Source organism: Cellulomonas terrae, assembly GCF_007990265.1.
In the GTDB taxonomy this organism is placed as follows: Bacteria; Actinomycetota; Actinomycetes; order Actinomycetales; family Cellulomonadaceae; genus Cellulomonas; species Cellulomonas terrae.
Genome location: NZ_BJWH01000002.1, coordinates 30,607 through 51,934, shown reverse-complemented (window position 1 = coordinate 51,934; position 21,328 = coordinate 30,607). Strand labels below are relative to the sequence as shown.

Here is a 21,328-nt window from a genome sequence, read left to right as displayed (position 1 = left end):
TCGATCCGTGAAGGCACTCGCAGCCCGCAGGCAGGATCGGCGTGCGCCGATCGTGCTGCTCCTGCTGGCGCTGCTGCTCACCGGTGGCCTGTACGCGGTGCTGGCACCGACGTCGGCCGACGCGGCGCCCGTGCAGGCGAGCACGAACGACATCGCGACCGGCGAGAAGCTGTTCCAGGCCAACTGCGCCTCCTGCCACGGGCCGGCCGCGTCCGGCACGGCGAGCGGTCCGTCCCTCATCGGGGTGGGCGCCGCGGCTGTCGACTTCCAGGTCGGCACGGGTCGCATGCCCATGCAGATGAGCGGTCCGCAGGCGCTCCCGAAGCCGGTCCAGTTCGACCAGGAGCAGATCAACCAGCTCGCCGCGTTCGTCGCGTCGCTGGGTGCCGGTCCGGCCATCCCCACCGCGGAGCAGGTCGACCCCGCTCTCGGTGACGTCGCCAACGGGATGCTGATCTTCCGCACCAACTGCGCGATGTGCCACAACGCCGTCGGCGCGGGCGGTGCGCTCTCGCAGGGCAAGTTCGCGCCGAACCTCTGGGAGACCACGCCCACCCACCTGTACGAGGCCATGCTGACCGGCCCGCAGTCGATGCCCGTCTTCAACGACGCGAACATCACGCCCGAGGAGAAGCGCGACATCATCGCGTTCATCGACCAGCAGGGTGGTACCTCACCCGGCGGGCTCGACCTCGGTGCCCTGGGACCGGTGAGTGAAGGCCTGTGGGCCTGGGTCGTCGGCATGGGCCTGCTCATCGGCGCAGCAGTCTGGATCGGAGCGAAGTCCTCGTGAGCAACCACGACACCGGCCACGAGGCCAGCAACGAGCTCGTCACGCACGAGCCGGGCGCCCTGCCCGACCGCTTCGAGGACCCGGGCCACCCGGAGCACCACGACCGCCTCGGCGACAACGACCCGAAGGCGAACAAGAAGGCCGAGCGCCAGGTCGTCGCGCTGTTCGGCATCTCCGTGATCGCCACGATCGGCTTCCTGGTCGCGTACTTCGCGCTCCCGCCGGGCGAGACCCCGGAGTCGATGCTCCGCTCGAACCTCGCGCTGGGCCTCGGCCTCGCGCTCAGCCTGCTGGGGATCGGCTTCGCGGCCGTGCACTGGGCCAAGGCGCTCATGAACGACCACGAGAAGTCCGAGGACCGGCACCTGCAGCGCAGCTCGGACGAGAACCGCGCCGCCGCGGTCACCGCCCTGAAGGACGGTGCGGCGGACTCCGCCATCGGTCGTCGCGGCGTGCTCCAGGGCGCGATGATCTCGGCCCTGGCGCTCTTTCCGCTCGCGATCGTCGTGCCGTTCGTCGGCAACATCGGCGACGACTGGAACGTCTCCAAGTTCCGGCACACGATGTGGCGCAAGGGCACCAAGCTCGCGACGGACCCGACAGGCCGGCCGATCAAGGCCGCCGACGTCACCATCGGCTCGGTCTTCCACGTCATCCCGGAGGACCTGCACGAGGCGGAGCACCCGCTCGACGAGAAGGCCAAGGCCGTCGTCCTGCTCGTCCGTCTCGACCCCGCCGACCTCACCGAGGCCGAGGACCGCAAGGGTTGGTCCTACGACGGGATCGTCGCATACTCGAAGATCTGCACCCACGTGGGTTGTCCGGTCGCGCTGTACGAGCAGCAGACCCATCACCTCCTGTGCCCGTGCCACCAGTCGACGTTCGACGTGGCGGACGGAGCGAAGGTCGTGTTCGGACCGGCGAAGCGGCCCCTGCCGCAGCTGCCGATCACTGTCGATGACGAGGGCTACCTGATCGCGCAGAGCGACTTCACCGAGCCCGTCGGCCCGAGCTACTGGGAGCGTCTGGCCCGATGACGACCACAGCCACCCCGACCCCCGTCGAGAAGATCGCCGGCGGTACCGCGGACTACCTCGACCAGCGCACCGGCATCGGGACGTTCGTCAAGACGTTCGCGCGCAAGATCTTCCCGGACCACTGGTCCTTCCTCCTCGGTGAGATCGCGCTGTTCAGCTTCATCACGATCCTCATCTCCGGCGTGTTCCTGACGATCTTCTTCGTACCGAGCATGACCGAGGTCCACTACGAGGGCCCCTGGGCCGCCATGAACGGCGTCGAGATGTCCGAGGCGTTCGCCTCGACGCTCCGGCTGTCGTTCGAGGTGCGCGGTGGTCTGCTCATGCGGCAGATCCACCACTGGGCCGCGCTGATCTTCATGGCCGCGATCGTCACGCACATGATGCGCGTGTTCTTCACGGGCGCGTTCCGCAAGCCGCGCGAGGTCAACTGGGTCGTCGGCTTCCTGCTGCTCATCCTCGGCCTGGCGGCGGGCTTCTCGGGCTACTCGCTCCCGGACGACGTCCTGTCGGGCAACGGGCTGCGGATCACCGACGGAGTCGTGAAGGCCGTCCCGATCATCGGCAGCTACACGTCGTACTTCATCTTCGGCGGCGAGTTCCCGGGCCAGGACCTGATCCCCCGCCTGTTCACGGTGCACATCCTGCTGGTCCCGGGCATCATCCTGGCGCTCATCGGCCTGCACCTGTTCTTCGTGGTGCTGCACAAGCACACGCAGTACCCGGGCTCGGGCCGGTCGGACAAGAACGTCGTCGGCTACCCGCTCTTCCCGATCTACGTGGCGAAGGCCGGCGGCTACTTCTTCACCGTCTTCGGCGTCATCGCGCTCATGGCGGCGACGATGTCGATCAACCCGGTGTGGAACTACGGCCCGTACGATCCCTCACCGATCTCGGCGGGCGCCCAACCGGACTGGTACATGCTCTTCCTCGAGGGATCCCTGCGCCTCATGCCAGGGTTCACCGAGGTCGTCATCGGCCACTACACGCTGTCGCTCAACGTCATCATCCCGGCGATGGTCGTTCCGGGGATCCTGTTCACACTGCTGGCGGCGTACCCGTTCATCGAGGCGTTCGCGACCGGCGACAAGCGGGAGCACCACGTCCTGGACCGCCCCCGCAACCGCCCGTTCCGGACCGCCTTCGGCGTCTCGATCCTGACGGCGTTCTTCATCCTCGTGCTCGCGGGTTCCAACGACCTGATCGCCACGCACTTCCACATGTCGCTCAACGACATCACGTGGGCGTTCCGGGTCCTGATCTTCGTCGGCCCCTGGTTCGCGTTCTGGGTGACCAAGCGCATCTGCCTCGGCCTGCAGCGCAAGGACCGCGAGCTGGTCCTGCACGGTCACGAGACGGGCCGCATCGTGCGGTTCGCCAACGGTGAGTACATCGAGGTGCACAAGCCGCTGGACGCCCACGAGCGCTGGCTGCGGGTGCAGCACGACGCGATCCGCCCGCTGGAGATCGAGCCGGCGGAGGACTCGCGCGGTGTCCGTCGCAAGGGCTACCGGCTCGACCGGATGCGCCAGCGGCTCTCGCAGACGTTCTACGAGGACCGCATCGAGCCCGTGACGCCCGCCGAGCTGGCCGCGTCGCACTCGCACGGCCAGCACGACGCGATCGCGCCCGCCGGTGAGCCGGCCCCGGCCCAGCTGACCGGAGCCGTGGGCGGCGGCCAGCACCTGGTGGATCCGCAGGATGAGACGGCCCTCGACGGGCGGAATCGCTGATCCTGGACAAGAGTTGACCGTGGAGTCGGGCGGCTCGCCGTAACGGCGGGCCGCCCGTTCCTCTGTACAGAGCGGACCGCGACACGTGGTCCCAGAACCGACGCAGGAGAGGTGTACTCACGCATGGCTGACTACTCGCTTCCGGATCTGCCCTACGACTACGCGGCGCTCGAGCCGCACATCTCGGGCCGGATCATGGAGCTGCACCATGACAAGCACCACGCCGCGTACGTGACCGGCGCCAACACCGCGCTCGAGAAGCTCGCCGCCGCTCGCGCGGCCGACGACTTCGCCGCCGTGAACCTGCACGAGAAGAACCTCGCGTTCAACCTCGGCGGTCACGTCAACCACTCCGTGTTCTGGCAGAACCTCTCCCCGGACGGCGGCGACAAGCCGACCGGTGAGCTGGGTGCCGCGGTCGACGAGTTCTTCGGCTCGTTCGAGGCCTTCCAGAAGCACTTCGCCGCCAACGCGATCGGCATCCAGGGCTCCGGCTGGTCGATCCTCGCGTGGGACTCCATCGGTCAGAAGCTCGTGATCGTGCAGCTGTACGACCAGCAGAGCAACATCGCGCTCGGCCTGGTCCCCGTCGTCGTCCTCGACATGTGGGAGCACGCCTTCTACCTCGACTACGTCAACGTCAAGGCGGACTACGTCAAGGCGTGGTGGAACATCGTCAACTGGGCTGACGCGGCCGCGCGCTTCGACCGCGCACGGACGCAGACTGCGGGACTCATCGTCCCCGTCTGACCGTCTGCGTGCCTGAGGGCCGTCTCCTCATGGGGGGCGGCCCTCAGGCATGTCAGGGGTCAGGAGTTCGGCTGCAGCGTCCCGATCTCGATGCCGTTCTCGTCGGCGAAGACCAGGTTCTCGCCCTCGACGGTGGCCTTCACGGCGAGCGAGAGCCAGGTGTCGACGCTCTGGCACGCCATCCGCGTCGTCGCCCACTCCCCGAAGGCCACCTGGGTGCCGTTCTGCTCCCAGGTGCCCGTCATCCGGTTGCACCCGTCGGTCCCGGTGGCGGTGCCGTCCTCGGCCAGCTCGAGCGAGGCGATCCCCTCGGTGTCCTGCATGCCCCAGATCCCGGCCACGTCGTCGACGGAGGCGCTGCTCGGGGAGCCGTCCGCGCACGCCCCCAGGGCCGCGCCCGCGAGCGTCAGCATGACCAACGCCGTGGCCCTCCGGTGTCGCTTCACTCAGACTTCTCCAAGGTCCCGATTTCCTGGTCGCCCTCGCCGAGCACGGTCATCTCGCTGCCGTCGATCGTGGCCGACTCGGCGCCGGAGAGCCACGTGTCGACGTCGTCGCACGCCATCATCGTCGCAGCCAGCTCGCTGAAGTCGACCTCGGTGCCGTCGACCTGCCACGTCCCGCTGAGCTGGTTGCAGCCGTCGCTTCCGGTGAGCGCACCGTCCTCGCCGAGCTCGAGGTAGACCCGCGGTTCTGCGTCGACCTGCGACCACTCGCCGGCGACGTCGGAGTCGGACAGCGTGGCGCCGGACCCGGAGGTGCTCGCGCACCCCGCGAGCACCCCACCCGCGACGACGACGAGAGCCAAGGAACGGGCCGCAGGACGACGCGAATGCCTCATACCGCCGACGCTAGCGCAGAGGACGCGAGAAGGCCCCCACCGCCACGGTGAGGGCCTTCTCGGGCAGGTCGTCAGTGCGCGTGCTGTCCGCGGGAGAACTCGAACACCCAGCCGACGAGCCCGATGACGCCGACAGCGATGCCGATGTACGACAGCCACCAGCCGATCGCGAGACCGGCGAACGTGACCGCGCCGGCGATCCCGAGCACCAGCGGCCACCAGCTCCACGGGCTGAACACGCCCTGGTCGCCGGCGCCCTGCTCGATCTCGCCCAGCGGGTCGTCCTCGGGACGGTCGTCGATGCGGCGCGACAGGAGGGCGAAGTAGGCGCCGATCATGCCGACGAGACCCCCGACGAGCGGGATCCCGACGGTGCCGACAGCCTCGCCCCCGCTCCAGGCCGCGTAGATCAGTCCGACGGGGACGAAGAAGAGGACGCCGTAGAGGAAGAGCTTCGTCTCGAGCTTCATCGGGTGCCCTCCTCGTCGGTGCGCGGGGTGTCGTCGACGATCGTCGCGGACGACTGCTCCGGCTCACCCTTGTCGTTGACGACGCGGTCGACGGCGACCTCGCTCTCGCCACGGCGGTCCGCCTCCCAGTCCAGCGGCCCGGGGTTGGGTTCGACGTGGTCCATCGCGGCGACCTCGGGGTGGTGCAGGTCGAACGCCGGGCGCTCGGACCGGATCCGCGGGAGCGACGTGAAGTTGTGCCGCGGCGGCGGGCAGCTGGTGGCCCACTCGAGCGACGCGCCGTAGCCCCACGGGTCGTCGACCGTGACGAGGGGTGCGTTGCGCCACGTCGTGTAGACGTTCCAGAGGAACGGCAGCGTCGAGGCGGCGAGGATGACCGCGCCGACGGTGGAGAGCTGGTTCATCCACGTGAAGCCGTCGTCGGGCGAGTAGTCCGCGTACCGGCGCGGCATGCCCTTGACGCCCAGCCAGTGCTGGATGAGGAACGTGGTGTGGAAGCCGATGAACAGCAGCCAGAAGTGGATCTTGCCCAGCTTCTCGTCGAGCATCCGGCCCGTCATCTTGGGCCACCAGAAGTAGAAGCCCGCGAACATCGCGAAGACCACGGTGCCGAAGACGACGTAGTGGAAGTGCGCCACGACGAAGTAGGAGTCCGACAGGGGGAAGTCGAGCGCCGGGCTGGACAGGATGATGCCCGTCAGGCCACCGAACAGGAACGTGACGAGGAAGCCGATGGTCCAGAGCATCGGCGTCTCGAACGTGAGCTTGCCGCGCCACATCGTGCCGATCCAGTTGAAGAACTTCACACCGGTCGGCACGGCGATGAGCATCGTCATGAAGGCGAAGAACGGCAGGAGCACCGAGCCGGTGACGTACATGTGGTGCGCCCACACGGTCACGGACAGGGCCGCGATCGCGATCGTCGCGTACACCAGACCCTTGTAGCCGAAGATCGGCTTGCGGCTGAACACCGGCAGGATCTCGGTGACGATGCCGAAGAACGGCAGGGCGATGATGTAGACCTCGGGGTGCCCGAAGAACCAGAACAGGTGCTGCCACAGGATGGCGCCCCCGTTCTCGGGGTTGAAGACCTGGGCCCCGAGGCGCCGGTCGGCGCCGAGGGCGAACAGCGCGGCGGCCAGCGGCGGGAACGCCATGAGCACCAGGAGCGACGTCACCAGGGTGTTCCAGGTGAAGATCGGCATCCGGAACATCGTCATGCCGGGCGCGCGCATGGTGACGATCGTCGTGATGAAGTTGACGGCGCCGAGGATGGTGCCGAATCCGGCGAGCGCGAGCCCGAAGACCCACAGGTCACCGCCGAGACCCGGCGAGTAGACGGTGTTCGACAGAGGCGCGTAGGCGAACCAGCCGAACGACGCGGCGCCCTGGGGCGTGAAGAACCCGGCCCCGGCGATCGAGCCGCCGAAGAAGAACATCCAGTACGCGAGCATGTTGAGCCGCGGGAACGCCACGTCGGGCGCGCCGATCTGCAACGGCATGATCACGTTGGCGAAGCCGGCGAACAGCGGGGTGGCGAACAGCAGCAGCATGATCGTGCCGTGCATGGTGAACGCCTGGTTGTACTGCTCGCGGGACTGGAAGACGTCCATGCCGGGAGCGAAGAGCTCGGCGCGGATGAGCAGGGCCAGGATGCCGCCGATGGCGAACCAGACGAACGACGTGATCAGGTACAGGTAGCCGATCGTCTTGTGGTCGGTCGAGGTGATCCACTTGATCACCGTGCGACCGAGGGTCTGGCGCGAGGGCGCCAGCCCGGGGATGTGCTCCGCGACGGCGGCCATCAGTTCTCGCCTTCCTTCGGAGCCTCGTCCAGGACCTGCTGGCGGCTGTACTCGAGACCGAGCGAGCCTTCCTGGCCCTTGGCCTTGAGCTCCTCGATGTGTGCGTCGTACTCCTCGCGCGACACCACCTTCACGTTGAACAGCATCGACGAGTGGTACTCGCCGCAGAGCTCGGCGCACTTGCCCAGGTACTCGCCCTCTTCGGTCGGCGTCACCTGGAACGTGTTCGTCTTGCCCGGGATCATGTCCATCTTGAAGAGGAACGCGGGGACCCAGAACGAGTGGATGACGTCGCGGGAGTCGAGCGTGAACTCGACCCGCTCGTCGACCGGCAGGTACAGCGTGACCTGGTCACGGAGCACGCCGGTGCCGGCGGAGCCGACGTCCTGCGCGTGCTGGCCGGTGTCGTACGCGTCGTCGTCGAGGTAGTTGAAGTCCCAGCTCCACTGCTTGCCGATGACTTGCACGTGGAGGTCCGCCTCGGCGTCGGTGGCGACGATCGCGGAGGTGTCACGGTTGGTGTAGTAGAAGAGCACCCCGACCATGATGATCGGCAGGATCACGTACATGACCTCGAGGGGCACGTGGTACCGCAGCTGCACCGGGAGGGTGTCGTCGCCCTTGCGCTTCCGGTAGACCGCGACGCACCACAGGATCAGACCCCAGGTGATGATGCCGACGATGAGCGCGGCGATCCAGGAGCCGACCCACAGGTTGGTGATGCGACCTGTCTGGTCCGTGATCTCGGCGTCGGAGTTGCCGGGGAGCCAGCCGCGCTGCACCTCTGCGGAACAACCGCTGAGTGCGACGGCGACGACGCCAAGCAGACCGGCCAGCAACGCGGCTGGTCGCCGCGTGCGACGGGGGGTGTCCGGGTGCAACGGGGGGACCTCTCACTCGCGTCCCGTCGACACCCCTGCATTGCAGAAGGGCACCGTGCGGGACCTTCGTCCTCGACCTGTGCAGCCTAGCGCGCCGTCCAGATCCTTTCGTGCTGACGACACCCGTTGACGACACCGTGTCAGCACCATCACACCGCGTCACCTTCACGAGACCCGACGACCGCGCCGGGGCGGATCCCGGTGGTCCCGCGCCTGGTCGCGGCTCTGCGGGGTTACGGTGCCCCCGTGAGCAGCCCGTCCGACCGCGATCCCACCGACAGCCCGGCGGCGCCCCCTGTGACGCACGCCACTGCCCGTCGCGTGGTTCTCGACGCCGGCGGACGGGCGCCGCTGCTGCCCGAGGCCCGGACGGCGTTCCTCGAGGCGCTCGACCAGGGCTGGGCCGACCCCCGGCGCCTGCACGCCGAGGGCCGGCGGGCGCGGATGCTGCTCGACGGTGCGCGCGAGGCGATCGCCGCGTCGGTCGGCGCGCGGACGCAGGAGGTCGACCTGGCCCCGTCGCACACCGCGGCGCTGCACGGTGCCGTCCGGTCGGTCGTCCGGGGGCGTCGCCGGGTCGGGACGCAGGTCGTCGTCGGTGCCGTCGAGCGCGCGGCGGTGCTCAACGCGGCCGACTTCGCGGGTGACCGCCAGACCGTCGGGGTCGACGGGGACGGCCGGGTCGACCCCGACGAGTTCTCCGCCGCGCTCGCGCGTCCGGGCGTGGCGCTCGCCGCGCTGCAGCACGCCAACGGCGAGGTGGGCACCCTGCAGCCCGTCGCCTCGGTGCACGACGCGGCACGGTCCGCGGGTGTCCCCCTGCTGGTGGACGCGGGCGCGAGCCTCGGGCACCTGGACGTCGGCGACGCCTGGGACCTGCTCGCGGCGGACGCCGGCGACTGGGGCGGGCCCGGCGGTCTCGGCGTCCTCGTGTCACGGTCCGGGGTCCGTCGCTCCCCCGACTGGCCCGAGGACGAGGACCGGTGGTTCCCGGGCGGCGTCAGCGTGCCCGCTGCCCTGGCGGCGGCGGTCGCGCTCCAGGTGGCGGTCGCGACGAGGTCCGCCGACGACGCCGCCCGTCGCCGGCTCGTCGACACCGTCCGCACGCGGGTCTCGGCCGACGTCCCGGACGTCGACGTGGTCGGTCACCCCGTCGACCGGCTCCCCCACGTGCTGACCTTCTCGTGCCTGTACGTCGAGGGAGAGGCCCTCCTGACCGCGCTCGACGAGCGCGGGTTCGCCGTCGGCTCGGGGTCGGCCTGCACGTCGAGCGCGCTGGAGCCGAGCCACGTCCTTGCTGCGATGGGGGCGCTGACCCACGGGAACATCCGCTTGGCGCTCCCCCGCGGCACGACAGCACAGGACGTCGACCGATTCCTGGAAGAGCTGCCCGGCATCGTCGCCGACGTCCGGCAGGCGTGGGGGGTCGGCGGGCTGTGACGACCGTCGACGCGCGAGGGCTGCGCTGCCCGGCACCCGTGATCCGCCTGGCGCGGGCCGCCGCCGGCGTCCCGCCCGGGACCGAGCTCACCGTGCTGGCCACCGATCCGGCCGCCGTCCACGACGTGCCCGCGTGGGCGCGCATGCGCGGGCACGAGATGGTCGGCGCGACCGAGCAGGACGGCGTGCACGCGCTGACCGTGCGGACGCACGCATGACGAAGGCCCGGCCCCCGTGGGGAGCCGGGCCTTCGTCGTCGGCTCAGATCAGCTGAACGAGCCACCGCACGCGCAGGCGCTGCCGGCGTTGGGGTTGTCGATGGTGAAGCCCTGCTTCTCGATCGAGTCCGCGAAGTCGATCGTGGCGCCGTCGAGGTACGGGACGCTCATGCGGTCCACCACGACCTCGACGCCGTCGTAGTCCTTGACGACGTCGCCGTCGAGGACCCGCTCGTCGAAGTAGAGCTGGTAGATCAGGCCGGAGCAACCACCGGGCTGGACGGCGACGCGCAGACGCAGGTCGTCGCGGCCCTCCTGCTCGAGCAGGCTGCGAACCTTCGAGGCGGCGAAGTCGGTGAGGAGGACGCCGTGCGTCTCGGTCGCGTTCTGCGTCGCGGTGGTCTCGCTCATGGTCTCTCCTGGGTGCTCGCTGGACAGCAGATCTGGTGCGTCAACCTCGGCAACAGCACCGAACGCGAGGTTGTTCCCGTCCAGGGTACGACCCCGACGCCGGACCTCCGGTCAACGTGACCAGGTTCTCGCTACGCGGGTGACGCGCGCGGCGAGGGTCGGCGCGGGCGCGGCGAGCGCGGCGACCACCTGCTCGGGGCTCTCGCTCACCGCGTAGGCGGCCGTGATCCCCGCGGCGGACAGCTCGCGACGACCGACCAGCACCTCCCCCGCGACGACGACGGTCGGGACCGCGTGGGCGAGCGCGCGGGACGCCACTTCGGAGACGACCTTCCCGTGCAGGGACTGCCAGTCGAACCGGCCCTCGCCGGTGACGACGACGTCGTGGTCGGCGATCAGGTCCCCCAGCCCGACGGCGTCCGCCACGAACACCGAGCCCGGCACGAGCCGGGCCCCGAGCAGGGCGAGACCGAAGCCGAGCCCCCCGGCCGCGCCCGCGCCGGGTGCGGCCGTGAGCCGGGACGCCGTCGACGACGCCCGTGCGCCGGCGAGCAGGTCCGGCCGCACCGCGTCGCCGAGGGCCGCGGTGGCGGCGTGCGCGAAGTGTCCGAGCGCCCGCTCGAGGTCCTGCGCCTGCTCAGGCGTTGCTCCCTTCTGGGCGGCGAACCCGGCGCTCGCGCCGTGCAGGCCCAGCAACGGGACGTCGACGTCGGTCGCGACGACGAGCTCCACGCCGCGCAGCCGGTCACGCAGTGCCCGCAGCCCGTCCAGGTCGTCGGGGGTCACGTCGCCGAGCGCCCCGCCGCCGGCACCGAGGACGTCCGCCGGTCCCGGCAGCCCGAGAGCGCGGGCCAGGCCCACCAGGGCGCCCGCGCCGGCGTCGTTGGTCGCCGAGCCCCCGAGACCGACGACGATGCGGCGCGCACCGGTGCCGAGTGCGGCGGCGACCAGCTCCCCCACGCCCCGGCTCGAGGTGCGGGTGGGATCGCGCAGCTCCTCCGGGACGAGCGGGAGGCCGACGGCCTGGGCCGACTCGACGAACGCGGTCGTCCCCACGAGGAGGACCACGGCAGGGACGGGCGTCCCGACGGGCGACGCGACGGTCACGGGCAGGAGCTCACCGCCGAGGGCCGACTGCAGCGTCGCGACGAAGCCGGGGCCGCCGTCCGAGAGCGGTCGCGCGGTCACCTCGTCGTCCGGTGCGGTCGCCCGCCAGGCTCCGGCGATGGTCTCGGCGGCCTCGGCGGCCGTCAGGCTCGAGCCGAAGCTGTCGGGGGCGATGAGCACGCGCACGGCCGCATCGTGGCACGGTCTGACGCCGAGATCGTGCAGCCGCCCGTGTGCGAGGATCGCCGCGTGAGCGCGAGCACCTTCTCCGAGCCTGCCCCGTCGGCCCTCCTGCTGCTGGGCCGCGGTGTCGACCTGGCCTCCGAGCGTGGCGTCGAGTGCGTCGGCGGCCTGCCCGCACCGAGCGACCCTGACCTCGTGGAGCGCGCCCGGGCCGCCCGTGCCGCCCTCGGGTCCCGCGCGTTCGTCCTGGGACACCACTACCAGCGCGACGAGGTCATCGAGTTCGCCGACGTCACCGGTGACTCCTTCAAGCTCGCGCGGGAGGCGGCCGCACGGCCCGAGGCCGAGTTCATCCTGTTCTGCGGCGTGCACTTCATGGCCGAGTCCGCCGACATCCTCACCTCCGACCACCAGCAGGTGATCCTGCCGGACCTCGCCGCGGGCTGCTCCATGGCGGACATGGCCGCGATCGACCAGGTCGAGGACGCGTGGGACGTGCTGGTGGACGCGGGTGTCGCGGAGTCGACCGTGCCCGTGACGTACATGAACTCCGCGGCGTCGATCAAGGCGTTCACCGGCCGGCACGGGGGCACCATCTGCACCTCGTCCAACGCGCACGTGGCGCTGCGGTGGGCGTTCGACAAGGTGGGCGGCCTCGGGGGCACCGGCAAGGTCCTCTTCATGCCGGACCAGCACCTCGGTCGCAACACCGCCGTCCAGCAGCTGGGCATGTCGCTCGACGACTGCGTGGTGTTCGACCCGCGCAAGCCCGGCGGCGGTCTGACCACCGCGCAGCTCCGGGACGCGCGCATGATCCTGTGGCGCGGCCACTGCTCGGTGCACGGCCGGTTCTCGGTCCGCAACGTCACCGACATCCGCGCGGCCGTCCCCGACGTGACCGTCATCGTGCACCCGGAGTGCCAGCACGAGGTGGTCCTCGCGGCCGACCTCGTGGGCTCGACGGAGTACATCGTCAAGGCGCTCGACGCCGCCGCACCGGGCAGCTCCTGGGCCGTCGGCACCGAGCTCAACCTGGTCCGCCGGCTCGCGGCCGCGCACCCGGACAAGAACATCCACTACCTCGACTCGACGGTGTGCTTCTGCTCGACCATGAACCGCATCGACCTGCCGCACCTGGTGTGGGCGATGGAGTCCCTGGTCGCGGGGCGGCCGGTGAACCGGATCGTCGTGGACGCCGACGACGCAAACTGGGCGCGCGTGGCGCTCGACCAGATGCTCGCGCTGCCGGGGTACTGAGGATGTCGACCGGGCACCACCTGCGGGTGGGCATCTTCGTCTTCGACGACGCCGAGGAGCTCGACGTCGTCGGCCCCTACGAGGTCCTCGCGGCCTGGTCCCGGCACTCGGAGCTGCGTCCCGAGGTCGTGACGTTCTCGCTCGACGGCAACGGGATCCGGTGCGCCAAGGGGCTCCGCCTCGTCCCCGACACGAGCGCCGACGAGGTCGGCCCGCTGCACGTCCTGGTCTACCCGGGGGGCTTCGGCACACGCGCGCTGCTGCGCGACCCGGCCCACCTCGAGTGGGTGCGCACGCTGCGCGCCACGACCCCGCTGATGACCAGCGTCTGCACGGGCGCGCTCGTCTTCGCGGCCGCGGGGCTGCTCTCCGGGCGCCCGGCGACCACCCACTGGCAGGCTTTCGACGAGCTGGCCGTGCTGGAGCCGAGCGTCCTGGCGGACACGGAGGCGCGGTTCGTCGACGACGGCGACATCGTCACGTCGTCCGGGGTGTCCGCGGGGATCGACATGGCGCTGCACCTCGTGGCCCGGCTGGAGTCGGTGGACGCGGCCCGCGGGGTCCGCAGGGGCATCCAGTACGACCCCGAGCCGCCCGTATGAGCGGTCCGCTCGACGCCCCCGTGCTCGAGCACGCCCTCCTGCCGGTGCGCGCGGGTGAGCAGGACGCGTTCGAGGCGGCGATGACCGAGGCGGTGCCTCTCGTGTCGAGCATCCCGGGCTTCCGCGGCATCCGCGTCTCGCGCGGCGTCGAGCAGCCGGGGACGTACCTGCTGCTGATCGGGTGGGACTCGGTCGAGGCGCACGAGGTGGGGTTCCGCACGTCACCGCAGTACGTGCGCTGGCGGGACCTCCTGCACCGGTTCTACGAGCCGTTCCCCCTCGTCGAGCACTTCGTACCGGTTCCGGTCGAACCTACTCGCGAGTAACATCGCCGGAATGACCCGGATGATCCAGCTCGCGCTGGCCACGACCCGCCCCCGTCGCGCCGTGCCTGGCCGGGGTGTGCTCGACCCGTCGGTCACCCGGATGCGGGTCCGCCTCGGCGACCTCGACTTCTACCGGCACGTGAACAACGGCGTGTACCTGCAGATGATGGACGTCGCGCGGAGCAACTACCTCGCCGACCTCGGCGCGTTCTCCCTGCTGAACGAGCGGGGCTGGTATCCGGTCGTCGCCTCGTCGACGATGTCCTACCGCCGGTCGCTGACCCTCGGCCAGCGGTTCGAGATCACCACGCGGCTGCTCGGCTGGGACCCGCGCTGCGCGTACCTCGAGCAGACCTTCACGCGCAGCGGTGAGCACGTCGCCCGCGGCGTGATCGCCGGCAGGTTCCTCTCCCGTGACGGCTCCCGCGTCCCGGCCCCGGCCGTCATCGACCTGCTGGGGACGCACGACGGGCCGTCACCCGAGCTTCCGGCCGACGTGCGGGCGTGGGCCGAGGCCGTCGGCGTCGCGCACCGGGACCAACCCGCCGTCTGACGCGCTGGTCGGACGGGGTCATGGCCCGCGCCCGGCGCGGAACGCCGCGCGGACGACTCCACGCCGCTGACCGTGCGGCTCGCGGCTCTCGCCCTCCTCGCCGAGCTGCAGGTGCGTCTGGACGACGCCGCCGCCCGGGCCACGCTCGACCGGCTCGAGGCGCTCCCGCTGGCCGTCGACGACCGGGTGGCGGGTGCTGCGGCGCTGGCCGGGGCGCGGGAGCTCGCGACCGACCTCTAGCTGCCCGACGCCAGGCGCTCGAGCAGCAGCGCCTCGGCGAGGACGACCTTCTCCAGCTCGCCCAGGTGCACAGACTCGTTGGCGCCGTGCGCCCGTCCGTCGGGGTCCTCCACGCCGGTGACCAGGATCGCTGCGTCCGGGTAGACCTCCAGCAGGTCGGCGATGAACGGGATCGACCCGCCGACGCCGATGTCCACCGGATCGGTCCCCCACGACTGCGCGAACGCCCACCGAGCCGCCTGCATCGCCGTCGAGTCGGTCGGCGCCCGGAACGGCTTGCCCTTCTCGCCGTCCGTCACGGTGACGTGGGCGCCGAACGGCGCGTGGGCGAGCAGGTGCGTCCGCAGCGCGTCCATCGCGGCGTCCGGGTCCTGACCGGGTGCGAGCCGGACGGAGAGCTTGGCCGACGCGCGCGGGGTGATCGTGTTCGACGCGCTCGCGACGCGCGGGGCGTCGAACCCGATGACGCCGATCGCCGGGCGCGTCCACAGCCGGGCCGTGATCGGTCCGGTGCCCGCGAGCCGGACCCGGTCGAGCACGCTGGCGTCGGCGCGGAACGTCGCCTCGTCGTAGTCGACGGTGGGGTCCGGCGCCTGGACCAGGCCGGCGACGGCGACGTCGCCCTCGTCGTCGTGCAGCGAGGTGATGAGGCGCGCCAGCAGGGTGGGCGCGTCGAGGATCGCACCGCCGAACATGCCCGAGTGCACGGCGTGCTCCAGCACGGCCACCTCGACCACGCAGTCCACGAGCCCGCGCAGGGAGGTGGTCAGTCCCGGGACCCCGATCGCCCAGTTGGAGGAGTCGGCGACGACGATGACGTCGGCGCGCAGCAGGTCCTGGTAGGTGTGCAGGAACTGCGTGAACGTCGGCGACCCGATCTCCTCCTCGCCCTCGATGAACACCGTCACGCCCACGCCCAGCTCGTCGCCGAGCACGCGCAGCGCGCCCACGTGCGCGATCACGCCCGCCTTGTCGTCCGCGGCGCCACGCCCGTAGAGGCGTCCGCCACGCTCGGTCGGCTCGAAGGGCGGGCTGTCCCAGTCGGCGTCCTCCCCGGGCGGCTGCACGTCGTGGTGCGCGTACAGGAGCACCGTCGGTGCGCCCTCCGGAGCGGGCCGACGACCGACGACCGCAGGGGCGCCCGACGGCACCGACAGGACCTGGACGTCGTCGAGACCGGCACCGCGCAGCAGCGCCACGACGGCGTCCGCGCTGGCGGCGACGTGCGCCTGGTCGAACTCGGCGTTGGACACGCTCGGGATGCGGACGAGGGCCTCGAGGTCGGTGCGCAGGGCGCCGAAGGCGGCCGCGGTGCGCGCGCGCAGCGCGACCGTCCGGTCGTCGGAGGAGAGGGACGAGGAGGGGGCTGCGTCGGTCACGGACAAGCACGCTACTCGACTACCCTGACGGGGTGTTCGGACGCAGCAACGACTCCCAGCCCGTGACTCCCGCCCTGTCGGAGAGCACGCCGCCGCCCACGGACGCGGGCAAGGGCCGCCCGACTCCCAAGCGGAAGGTCTCCGAGGCGGCGAACAAGCGCCCCCTCGTGGCACCTGCCACGAAGAAGGCCAGCCGCGAGCGGGCCAAGGCGCAGCGCGACCTCGAGTACCGGGCGATGCAGACCGGTGACGAGCGCAACATGCCGGCCAAGGACCGCGGACCCGTCCGCCGCTTCGTCCGCGACTGGGTCGACGCCCGCTGGAACCTCGGCGAGTTCTTCCTGCCGGTGGCTGCAGTGTTCCTGGTGCTGCAGTTCGCCCTGTCGCAGACCGCCATCGCCATCTACGCGATCCTCGCGCTGTACGTCTACATCATCGCGGCCGTCATCGACGGCTGGCTCATGTGGCGTGGTCTGAAGAAGCGCCTCGTCGCCAAGTTCGGGATCGAGCAGATCCCCCGTGGGGCCGCCATGTACGGCGTCCTGCGGGCGTTCCAGATCCGTCCGTCGCGCATGCCCAAGCCGCAGGTCAAGCACGGGCAGCGACCCGTCTGACCCCGCCGTAGGGTGGCGGGCATGGTTTCCTACCGCTACCTGGGCCGCTCCGGCCTGAAGATCACCGAGATCACCTACGGCAACTGGCTCACGCACGGCTCGCAGGTCGAGAACGACACCGCGAAGGCCTGCGTCCGCGCCGCGCTCGACGCGGGCATCACGAGCTTCGACACCGCGGACGTGTACGCGAACACGAAGGCCGAGACCGTCCTCGGCGAGGCACTGAAGGGCGAGCGGCGCCAGTCGCTCGAGATCTTCACCAAGGTCTACTGGCCCACCGGGCCGGGCGGCGCCAACGACTCGGGGCTCTCGCGCAAGCACATCCTCGAGTCCATCGACGGTTCGCTGCAGCGCCTGCAGACCGACTACGTCGACCTGTACCAGGCGCACCGCTACGACGAGTCGACGCCGCTCGAGGAGACGATGCAGGCGTTCGCCGACGTCGTGCGCTCGGGCAAGGCCCTGTACATCGGCGTCAGCGAGTGGACCGCGGACCAGATCCGCGCGGGGCACGCCCTCGCGCAGGACCTCGGGATCCAGCTCATCTCGAACCAACCGCAGTACTCGGCGCTGTGGCGGGTCATCGAGGGGGAGGTCGTCCCGACGTCGGAGGAGCTCGGCCTCTCGCAGATCGTCTGGTCGCCCGTCGCCCAGGGGGTGCTGACCGGCAAGTACAAGCCGGGCGAGGCGCCTCCGGCCGGGTCTCGGGCCACGGACGAGAAGGGCGGCGCGCGCATGATCGGCCGCTTCCTGGAGCGGCCCGACGTCCTGCAGCGTGTGCAGGACCTCCGGCCCGTCGCCGACGAGCTGGACCTCTCGCTCGCCCAGCTGGCCATCGCGTGGGTGCTGCAGAACCGGAACGTCGCGGCCGCCATCATCGGGGCGTCGCGTCCGGAGCAGGTCACCGAGAACGTCAAGGCGTCCGGTGTCACCATCCCGCCCGAGCTGCTCGCACGGATCGACACGATCCTGGGCGACTCCGTCGTGTCCGACCCGGCGGAGACCGCGAAGAACGCTCCCCCGGCGCGCTGACCGACGACCCGGCCCCGGCGACGGGGCCGGGTCTCGTCAGACCGTCACCGGCTCCTCGACGACGACCGGGACGGTCAACCGGGGCAGGAACAGGTGCACCAGGGGCCCGATCGCCAGGGCGTACGCGAGGGTCGCGAAGCCGACGGTGCCGCCCAGGGCCCAGCCGACCGACACGACGGTCACCTCGATGCTGGTGCGGACCAGTCGCACCGAGCGGCCGGTCCGGTGCACGAGACCGGTCATGAGCCCGTCTCGAGGGCCAGGCCCGAGGCGCGCACCGACGTACAGGCCCGTCGCCAGCCCGTTGAGCACGATCCCGGCGGCGGCCAGCGCGATCCGGGTGCCGAGGGCGTCGGGCAGGGCGTCGAGCAGCGCGAGGAACGGGTCCACGAGTGCGCTGATCACGACGACGTTCGCGACGGTCCCGACGCCGGGGCGCTGGCGCAGCGGGATCCAGCACGCGAGGACGACCAGCCCGACCAGTAGCGTGACGAGCCCGAACGACAGGCCGGTGCGCCGCACGATCCCCTGCGTGAGCACGTCCCACGGCATGCTGCCCAGGCCGGCGTCGACGAGCATCGCGATCGACGCCGCGTACAGCACGAGGCCGACCAGCAGCTGCACGGCCCGGCGCACAGGGCGTGCGTCGGGACGCATCCAGGACGGCACCGCGCGAGCATACGTGCGCTCGTCCGCGGCGCTCACGTGAGGGACTCGGTCCGGTCGGACCACGTGGCGTGCGAGGGCGGCGGGAGCCGGTGCCCCAGACCGTCCTGCCGGACCACGTGCCACAGCGGCACGAGGAGGCCCACGAACACCGCACCCGGGATCACCCACCACATCTCCATGGGCAGCAACCCTGGCCCCTCAATGGCATCGTCTCCAATAGCCACTTCTGGCATAGTGGCCTCATGAACGCCGAGGATCTTCCCGCCGACCGCCGCATCAGCGGGCTCCGCCTGCACGCGGTCCTAGGTGCGTGGCAACGGCCGGGACCGGCCTACGTCGCGCTCGCAGACGCGCTCCGCGCTTCGATCCTGTCCGGAACCGTCCCGCTGAGCACCCGCCTGCCGAGCGAGCGCGAGCTCGCCGACGCGGCCGGCGTCTCGCGGACCACCACGACCGCCACCTACGGCCTGCTGCGCGACGAGGGCTACCTCGTGAGCCGGCGCGGGTCCGGCACGGTCACCACCCTCCCGTCAGGCCCGGGGGCACGCGTCTCGATGGCGGAGTCCGTCGGGCACGAGCCCGGCGTCGTCGACCTGGCGATGGCAGCACCGTCGGCTCCCTCGTCGCTGCACGGCGCATACCTCGCGGCGCTCGACGCGCTCCCCCGCCACCTGTCCGGCACGGGCTACTCCCCCCTCGGGCTCCCGGTGCTGCGCGAGGCCGTCGCGCGCTGGTACACGGGCCGCGGTACGCCCACGAGCCCGGACCACGTCCTCATCACGACCGGAGCCCAGCAGGCGATCCACCTCCTGGTCACGGCGCACGCCGGCCCGGGCGACCGCGTGGCCGTCGAGCACCCGACGTACCCGCACGCGATCGACGTCGTCCGCGCCACGGGTGCCCGACCCGTCCCGGTGCCGTCGGGTGGCTCCGGTCTGGACATCGACCTGCTCGAGTCGACCCTGCGGCAGGTGTCCCCACGGCTCGTCTACCTGATCCCCGACCACCGCAACCCCACCGGCACCAGCCTCGACGACGAGGAGCGCGCCCAGGTCCGCGCCCTGGCCCGGCGGTACCGCACGGCGATCGTCGGCGACGAGGTCCTCACCGAGCTGACGCTGGACGGGCCGGCGCCCGGCTCGTACGCGGGCGACGGCACGGCGTCGGCCTACGTCGTCTCGATCGGCTCCGCGTCGAAGAGCTACTGGGGCGGCCTCCGCGTCGGCTGGGTCCGCGCCCACCCCGACCTGGTCGCCCGCCTGGCCTCCGCACGGGCGCACACCGACATCGGGACCGCCGTGCTGGAGCAGCTGGTCGTGGCCGAGCTGCTCGCGCAGCCGACCGACCTCCTCGCCCGGCGGCGGGCCGAGCTGCGCGCACGGCGAGACCTGCTGGTCGGCCTGCTCCTCGACCAGCTGCCGTCATGGAGCTTCGACGTGCCCGCCGGCGGACTGTCGTTGTGGGTCGACCTCGGGGCACCGGTGTCCAGCGCGCTCGCGGCCATCTCGAGCCGGCACGGGGTCCGGGTCGTCCCCGGGACCGCGTTCGGGGTGGACGGGAGCTTCGAGCGGAACCTGCGCCTGCCGTACACGACGTCACCCGACGACCTGCGCCGAGCCGTGACCGGGCTGGCGGCGGCGTGGGCGGGTCTCGGGGTCACCGCGCCGGTCGCGGGACCCGACCGGGTGCACGCGCTGGTGTGACGGTCAGATCAGCGGCAGCGTGAGGGTCGGCGTCGCCTGGGCGCCCTCGTGCAGCAGCCCCACAGACTGGACGCCCTGCGCCGCCAGCGTGCGCCAGTGCTCCCCGAGCCACTGCTCGGCGTCGTACTGCGTCGTGAACACCGGACTGACCGGCCGGTCGAGCACGGCACCGTCCGCACCGTCGAACCGCCACTCCCACTGCGGGCGCACCACCATCACGCGACCGCCTTCCGTCGGGCCGGACCACGCAGCGCCTCGTCGGACGCGAGCGCGCGGGCGATCCGCGACGCGTACGCCGGACCCTCGTAGACCAGGCCCGTGTAGCCCTGCACGAGCGTCGCGCCGACGGCCAGGTACTCGCGGGCGTCGGCGGGGGTCGTGATGCCGCCGACGCCGATGATCACCGCATCGGGACCCAGCTGGTTGCGCAGCCGCGCGACCACGTCGAGACCGCGCGCGAGCACCGGCGGGCCGGACAGCCCGCCCGGCCCGAGGTCGTGCCCGATGGTGGTGTTGACCGCCACGATCCCGTCGAGTCCCAGCTCGGCGGCGAGCTCGGCCACAGCGTCCACGTCGTCGTCCGACAGGTCGGGGGCGATCTTGACCAGCAACGGCACCGGAGCGAGACCGGCCGCCGCGGTCGCCTCGTCCGCCGAGACCCGGGTGGCCTCCAGGATCGGGCGCAGCGCCTCGACCGACTGCAGGTCGCGCAGACCCGGGGTGTTCGGCGACGACACGTTCACGACCAGGTAGTCGGCGTAGGGGGCGAGCCGGCCCGCGCTCGTCGCGTAGTCCGCCGGCGCGTGCTCCGCCGGGGTCACCTTGGTCTTGCCGATGTTGACGCCGACGACGAGCCGCCGGCCCGCCGGGGTCGCGCGCAGCCGCCGCAGCCGGTCCGCCACCGCCGCCGAGCCCTCGTTGTTGAAGCCCATCCGGTTGCGCAGCGCCCGCTGCTCCAGGACGCGCCAGAGCCGCGGCGGCTCGTTGCCCGGCTGCGGGTGCGCGGTGACCGTGCCCACCTCCACGAAGCCGAAGCCGAGCATCGTCAGACCGGCCACCCCGACCGCGTTCTTGTCGAAACCGGCCGCCAGCCCGAACCGCGAGGGGAACCGTCGACCCCAGACCTCCACCCCGCCCTCGTCGGAGGCCCGGAAGACCCGGTGCACGGCGCCGCGCAGGAGCGGGACCTGGGCGACGACGCGGATGAGCCGGAACGCGACCTCGTGCGCGCGCTCCGGGTCCATGCGTCGGAACACGAGGTCGAACAGCAGTCGGTACACGTTC

General features: G+C 71.5%; 26 protein-coding genes. 14 read left to right on the top strand and 12 right to left on the bottom strand.

The window, feature by feature from the left end; all coding sequences use genetic code 11:
- Positions 1–7: 7 nt before the first annotated feature.
- From qcrC to CTE05_RS02410, 4 genes are all read left to right on the top strand, one after another.
- Positions 8–793 carry a cytochrome bc1 complex diheme cytochrome c subunit gene (qcrC, locus tag CTE05_RS02425; RefSeq protein ID WP_146844532.1) on the top strand — a complete coding sequence of 262 codons (786 nt, stop codon included), beginning with the start codon at positions 8–10 and terminating at the stop codon, positions 791–793.
- Positions 790–1,830: a cytochrome bc1 complex Rieske iron-sulfur subunit gene (qcrA, locus tag CTE05_RS02420; RefSeq protein WP_146844531.1), complete on the top strand. Its 1,041-nt coding sequence runs from the start codon at positions 790–792 to the stop codon at positions 1,828–1,830. Before qcrC ends, qcrA begins: the two co-directional genes overlap by 4 nt.
- Positions 1,827–3,563, top strand: coding sequence for a cytochrome bc1 complex cytochrome b subunit (gene qcrB, locus CTE05_RS02415; RefSeq protein ID WP_146844530.1), 1,737 nt, complete (start codon positions 1,827–1,829; stop codon positions 3,561–3,563). The genes qcrA and qcrB overlap by 4 nt, the downstream gene beginning before the upstream one ends.
- Positions 3,564–3,686: 123 nt before the next feature.
- Positions 3,687–4,313: a superoxide dismutase gene (locus tag CTE05_RS02410; protein WP_146844529.1), complete on the top strand. Its 627-nt coding sequence runs from the start codon at positions 3,687–3,689 to the stop codon at positions 4,311–4,313.
- 59 nt (positions 4,314–4,372) lie between these two features.
- On the opposite strand, the gene CTE05_RS02405 is transcribed toward CTE05_RS02410, so the two are convergent.
- From CTE05_RS02405 to ctaC, 5 genes are all read right to left on the bottom strand, one after another.
- Complete coding sequence (locus CTE05_RS02405; RefSeq protein WP_246123209.1) at positions 4,373–4,759, bottom strand: META domain-containing protein; 387 nt, start codon at positions 4,757–4,759, stop codon at positions 4,373–4,375.
- Entirely contained in the window at positions 4,756–5,154 is a 399-nt protein-coding gene (locus tag CTE05_RS02400; protein ID WP_146844528.1) for an META domain-containing protein, read from the bottom strand. Before CTE05_RS02400 ends, CTE05_RS02405 begins: the two co-directional genes overlap by 4 nt.
- Positions 5,155–5,225: 71 nt before the next feature.
- Positions 5,226–5,624, bottom strand: a complete 399-nt coding sequence (locus tag CTE05_RS02395) for a cytochrome c oxidase subunit 4 (protein WP_146844527.1) — start codon at positions 5,622–5,624, stop codon at positions 5,226–5,228.
- Complete coding sequence (ctaD, locus tag CTE05_RS02390) at positions 5,621–7,429, bottom strand: aa3-type cytochrome oxidase subunit I (RefSeq protein WP_146844526.1); 1,809 nt, start codon at positions 7,427–7,429, stop codon at positions 5,621–5,623. Before ctaD ends, CTE05_RS02395 begins: the two co-directional genes overlap by 4 nt.
- Entirely contained in the window at positions 7,429–8,310 is an 882-nt protein-coding gene (ctaC, locus tag CTE05_RS02385) for an aa3-type cytochrome oxidase subunit II (RefSeq protein WP_146844525.1), read from the bottom strand. Before ctaC ends, ctaD begins: the two co-directional genes overlap by 1 nt.
- A gap of 246 nt (positions 8,311–8,556) precedes the next feature.
- Here ctaC and CTE05_RS02380 point away from each other — a divergent pair, with 246 nt between their 5' ends.
- Both CTE05_RS02380 and CTE05_RS02375 read left to right on the top strand, forming a co-directional pair.
- Positions 8,557–9,750, top strand: a complete 1,194-nt coding sequence (locus CTE05_RS02380; protein ID WP_371863344.1) for a cysteine desulfurase family protein — start codon at positions 8,557–8,559, stop codon at positions 9,748–9,750.
- Entirely contained in the window at positions 9,747–9,968 is a 222-nt protein-coding gene (locus CTE05_RS02375) for a sulfurtransferase TusA family protein (protein WP_246123208.1), read from the top strand. Before CTE05_RS02380 ends, CTE05_RS02375 begins: the two co-directional genes overlap by 4 nt.
- Before the next feature lie 48 nt (positions 9,969–10,016).
- Here CTE05_RS02375 and erpA read toward each other — a convergent pair whose 3' ends face one another.
- Positions 10,017–10,379, bottom strand: coding sequence for an iron-sulfur cluster insertion protein ErpA (erpA, locus tag CTE05_RS02370; protein WP_056026956.1), 363 nt, complete (start codon positions 10,377–10,379; stop codon positions 10,017–10,019).
- A 111-nt stretch (positions 10,380–10,490) separates the two neighbouring features.
- A complete protein-coding gene (locus tag CTE05_RS02365) occupies positions 10,491–11,672 on the bottom strand; it encodes a glycerate kinase family protein (protein ID WP_186814708.1) in 1,182 nt (393 codons plus the stop codon).
- A gap of 63 nt (positions 11,673–11,735) precedes the next feature.
- Here CTE05_RS02365 and nadA point away from each other — a divergent pair, with 63 nt between their 5' ends.
- The 5 genes from nadA (at position 11,736) to CTE05_RS20115 (ending at position 14,647) form a co-directional block, all read left to right on the top strand.
- Entirely contained in the window at positions 11,736–12,926 is a 1,191-nt protein-coding gene (gene nadA / locus CTE05_RS02360) for a quinolinate synthase NadA (RefSeq protein ID WP_146844523.1), read from the top strand.
- A gap of 2 nt (positions 12,927–12,928) precedes the next feature.
- On the top strand, positions 12,929–13,528 hold the full coding sequence (locus CTE05_RS02355; protein ID WP_146844522.1) for a DJ-1/PfpI family protein: 600 nt from the start codon (positions 12,929–12,931) through the stop codon (positions 13,526–13,528).
- Positions 13,525–13,854: an antibiotic biosynthesis monooxygenase family protein gene (locus tag CTE05_RS02350; RefSeq protein ID WP_146844521.1), complete on the top strand. Its 330-nt coding sequence runs from the start codon at positions 13,525–13,527 to the stop codon at positions 13,852–13,854. The genes CTE05_RS02355 and CTE05_RS02350 overlap by 4 nt, the downstream gene beginning before the upstream one ends.
- A gap of 10 nt (positions 13,855–13,864) precedes the next feature.
- A complete protein-coding gene (locus CTE05_RS02345) occupies positions 13,865–14,407 on the top strand; it encodes an acyl-CoA thioesterase (RefSeq protein WP_146844520.1) in 543 nt (180 codons plus the stop codon).
- A 72-nt stretch (positions 14,408–14,479) separates the two neighbouring features.
- The gene (locus CTE05_RS20115; protein WP_186814707.1) at positions 14,480–14,647 is read left to right on the top strand and encodes a hypothetical protein; all 168 of its coding nucleotides are present in this window, start codon (positions 14,480–14,482) and stop codon (positions 14,645–14,647) included.
- Here CTE05_RS20115 and CTE05_RS02340 read toward each other — a convergent pair.
- Positions 14,644–16,026, bottom strand: coding sequence for a dipeptidase (locus tag CTE05_RS02340; protein ID WP_146844519.1), 1,383 nt, complete (start codon positions 16,024–16,026; stop codon positions 14,644–14,646). The two genes, CTE05_RS20115 and CTE05_RS02340, sit on opposite strands and share 4 nt — an antisense overlap.
- 32 nt (positions 16,027–16,058) lie before the next feature.
- On the opposite strand from CTE05_RS02340, the gene CTE05_RS02335 reads away from it, so the two are divergent.
- Together CTE05_RS02335 and CTE05_RS02330 are read left to right on the top strand one after the other, a co-directional pair.
- Positions 16,059–16,640, top strand: coding sequence for a DUF3043 domain-containing protein (locus CTE05_RS02335; RefSeq protein WP_146844518.1), 582 nt, complete (start codon positions 16,059–16,061; stop codon positions 16,638–16,640).
- Between the two features lie 21 nt (positions 16,641–16,661).
- The gene (locus tag CTE05_RS02330; RefSeq protein ID WP_146844517.1) at positions 16,662–17,672 is read left to right on the top strand and encodes an aldo/keto reductase family protein; all 1,011 of its coding nucleotides are present in this window, start codon (positions 16,662–16,664) and stop codon (positions 17,670–17,672) included.
- A 36-nt stretch (positions 17,673–17,708) separates the two neighbouring features.
- Here the strand turns inward: CTE05_RS02330 and yczE are convergent, their stop codons facing one another.
- Positions 17,709–18,341 carry a membrane protein YczE gene (yczE, locus tag CTE05_RS02325; RefSeq protein ID WP_443092659.1) on the bottom strand — a complete coding sequence of 211 codons (633 nt, stop codon included), beginning with the start codon at positions 18,339–18,341 and terminating at the stop codon, positions 17,709–17,711.
- Positions 18,342–18,373: 32 nt separating this feature from the next.
- On the bottom strand, positions 18,374–18,520 hold the full coding sequence (locus CTE05_RS20110) for a hypothetical protein (RefSeq protein ID WP_186814706.1): 147 nt from the start codon (positions 18,518–18,520) through the stop codon (positions 18,374–18,376).
- 63 nt (positions 18,521–18,583) lie between these two features.
- Between CTE05_RS20110 and yczR the strand changes: the two genes are divergently transcribed.
- Positions 18,584–20,044: a MocR-like transcription factor YczR gene (gene yczR, locus CTE05_RS02320; protein ID WP_146844516.1), complete on the top strand. Its 1,461-nt coding sequence runs from the start codon at positions 18,584–18,586 to the stop codon at positions 20,042–20,044.
- Positions 20,045–20,047: 3 nt separating this feature from the next.
- Here yczR and CTE05_RS02315 read toward each other — a convergent pair whose 3' ends face one another.
- Positions 20,048–20,260: a hypothetical protein gene (locus CTE05_RS02315; RefSeq protein WP_146844515.1), complete on the bottom strand. Its 213-nt coding sequence runs from the start codon at positions 20,258–20,260 to the stop codon at positions 20,048–20,050.
- Positions 20,260–21,324 (bottom strand): quinone-dependent dihydroorotate dehydrogenase, encoded by a 1,065-nt coding sequence (locus CTE05_RS02310; RefSeq protein ID WP_146844514.1) that lies wholly within the window; start codon positions 21,322–21,324, stop codon positions 20,260–20,262. Before CTE05_RS02310 ends, CTE05_RS02315 begins: the two co-directional genes overlap by 1 nt.
- Positions 21,325–21,328: the final 4 nt, after the last annotated feature.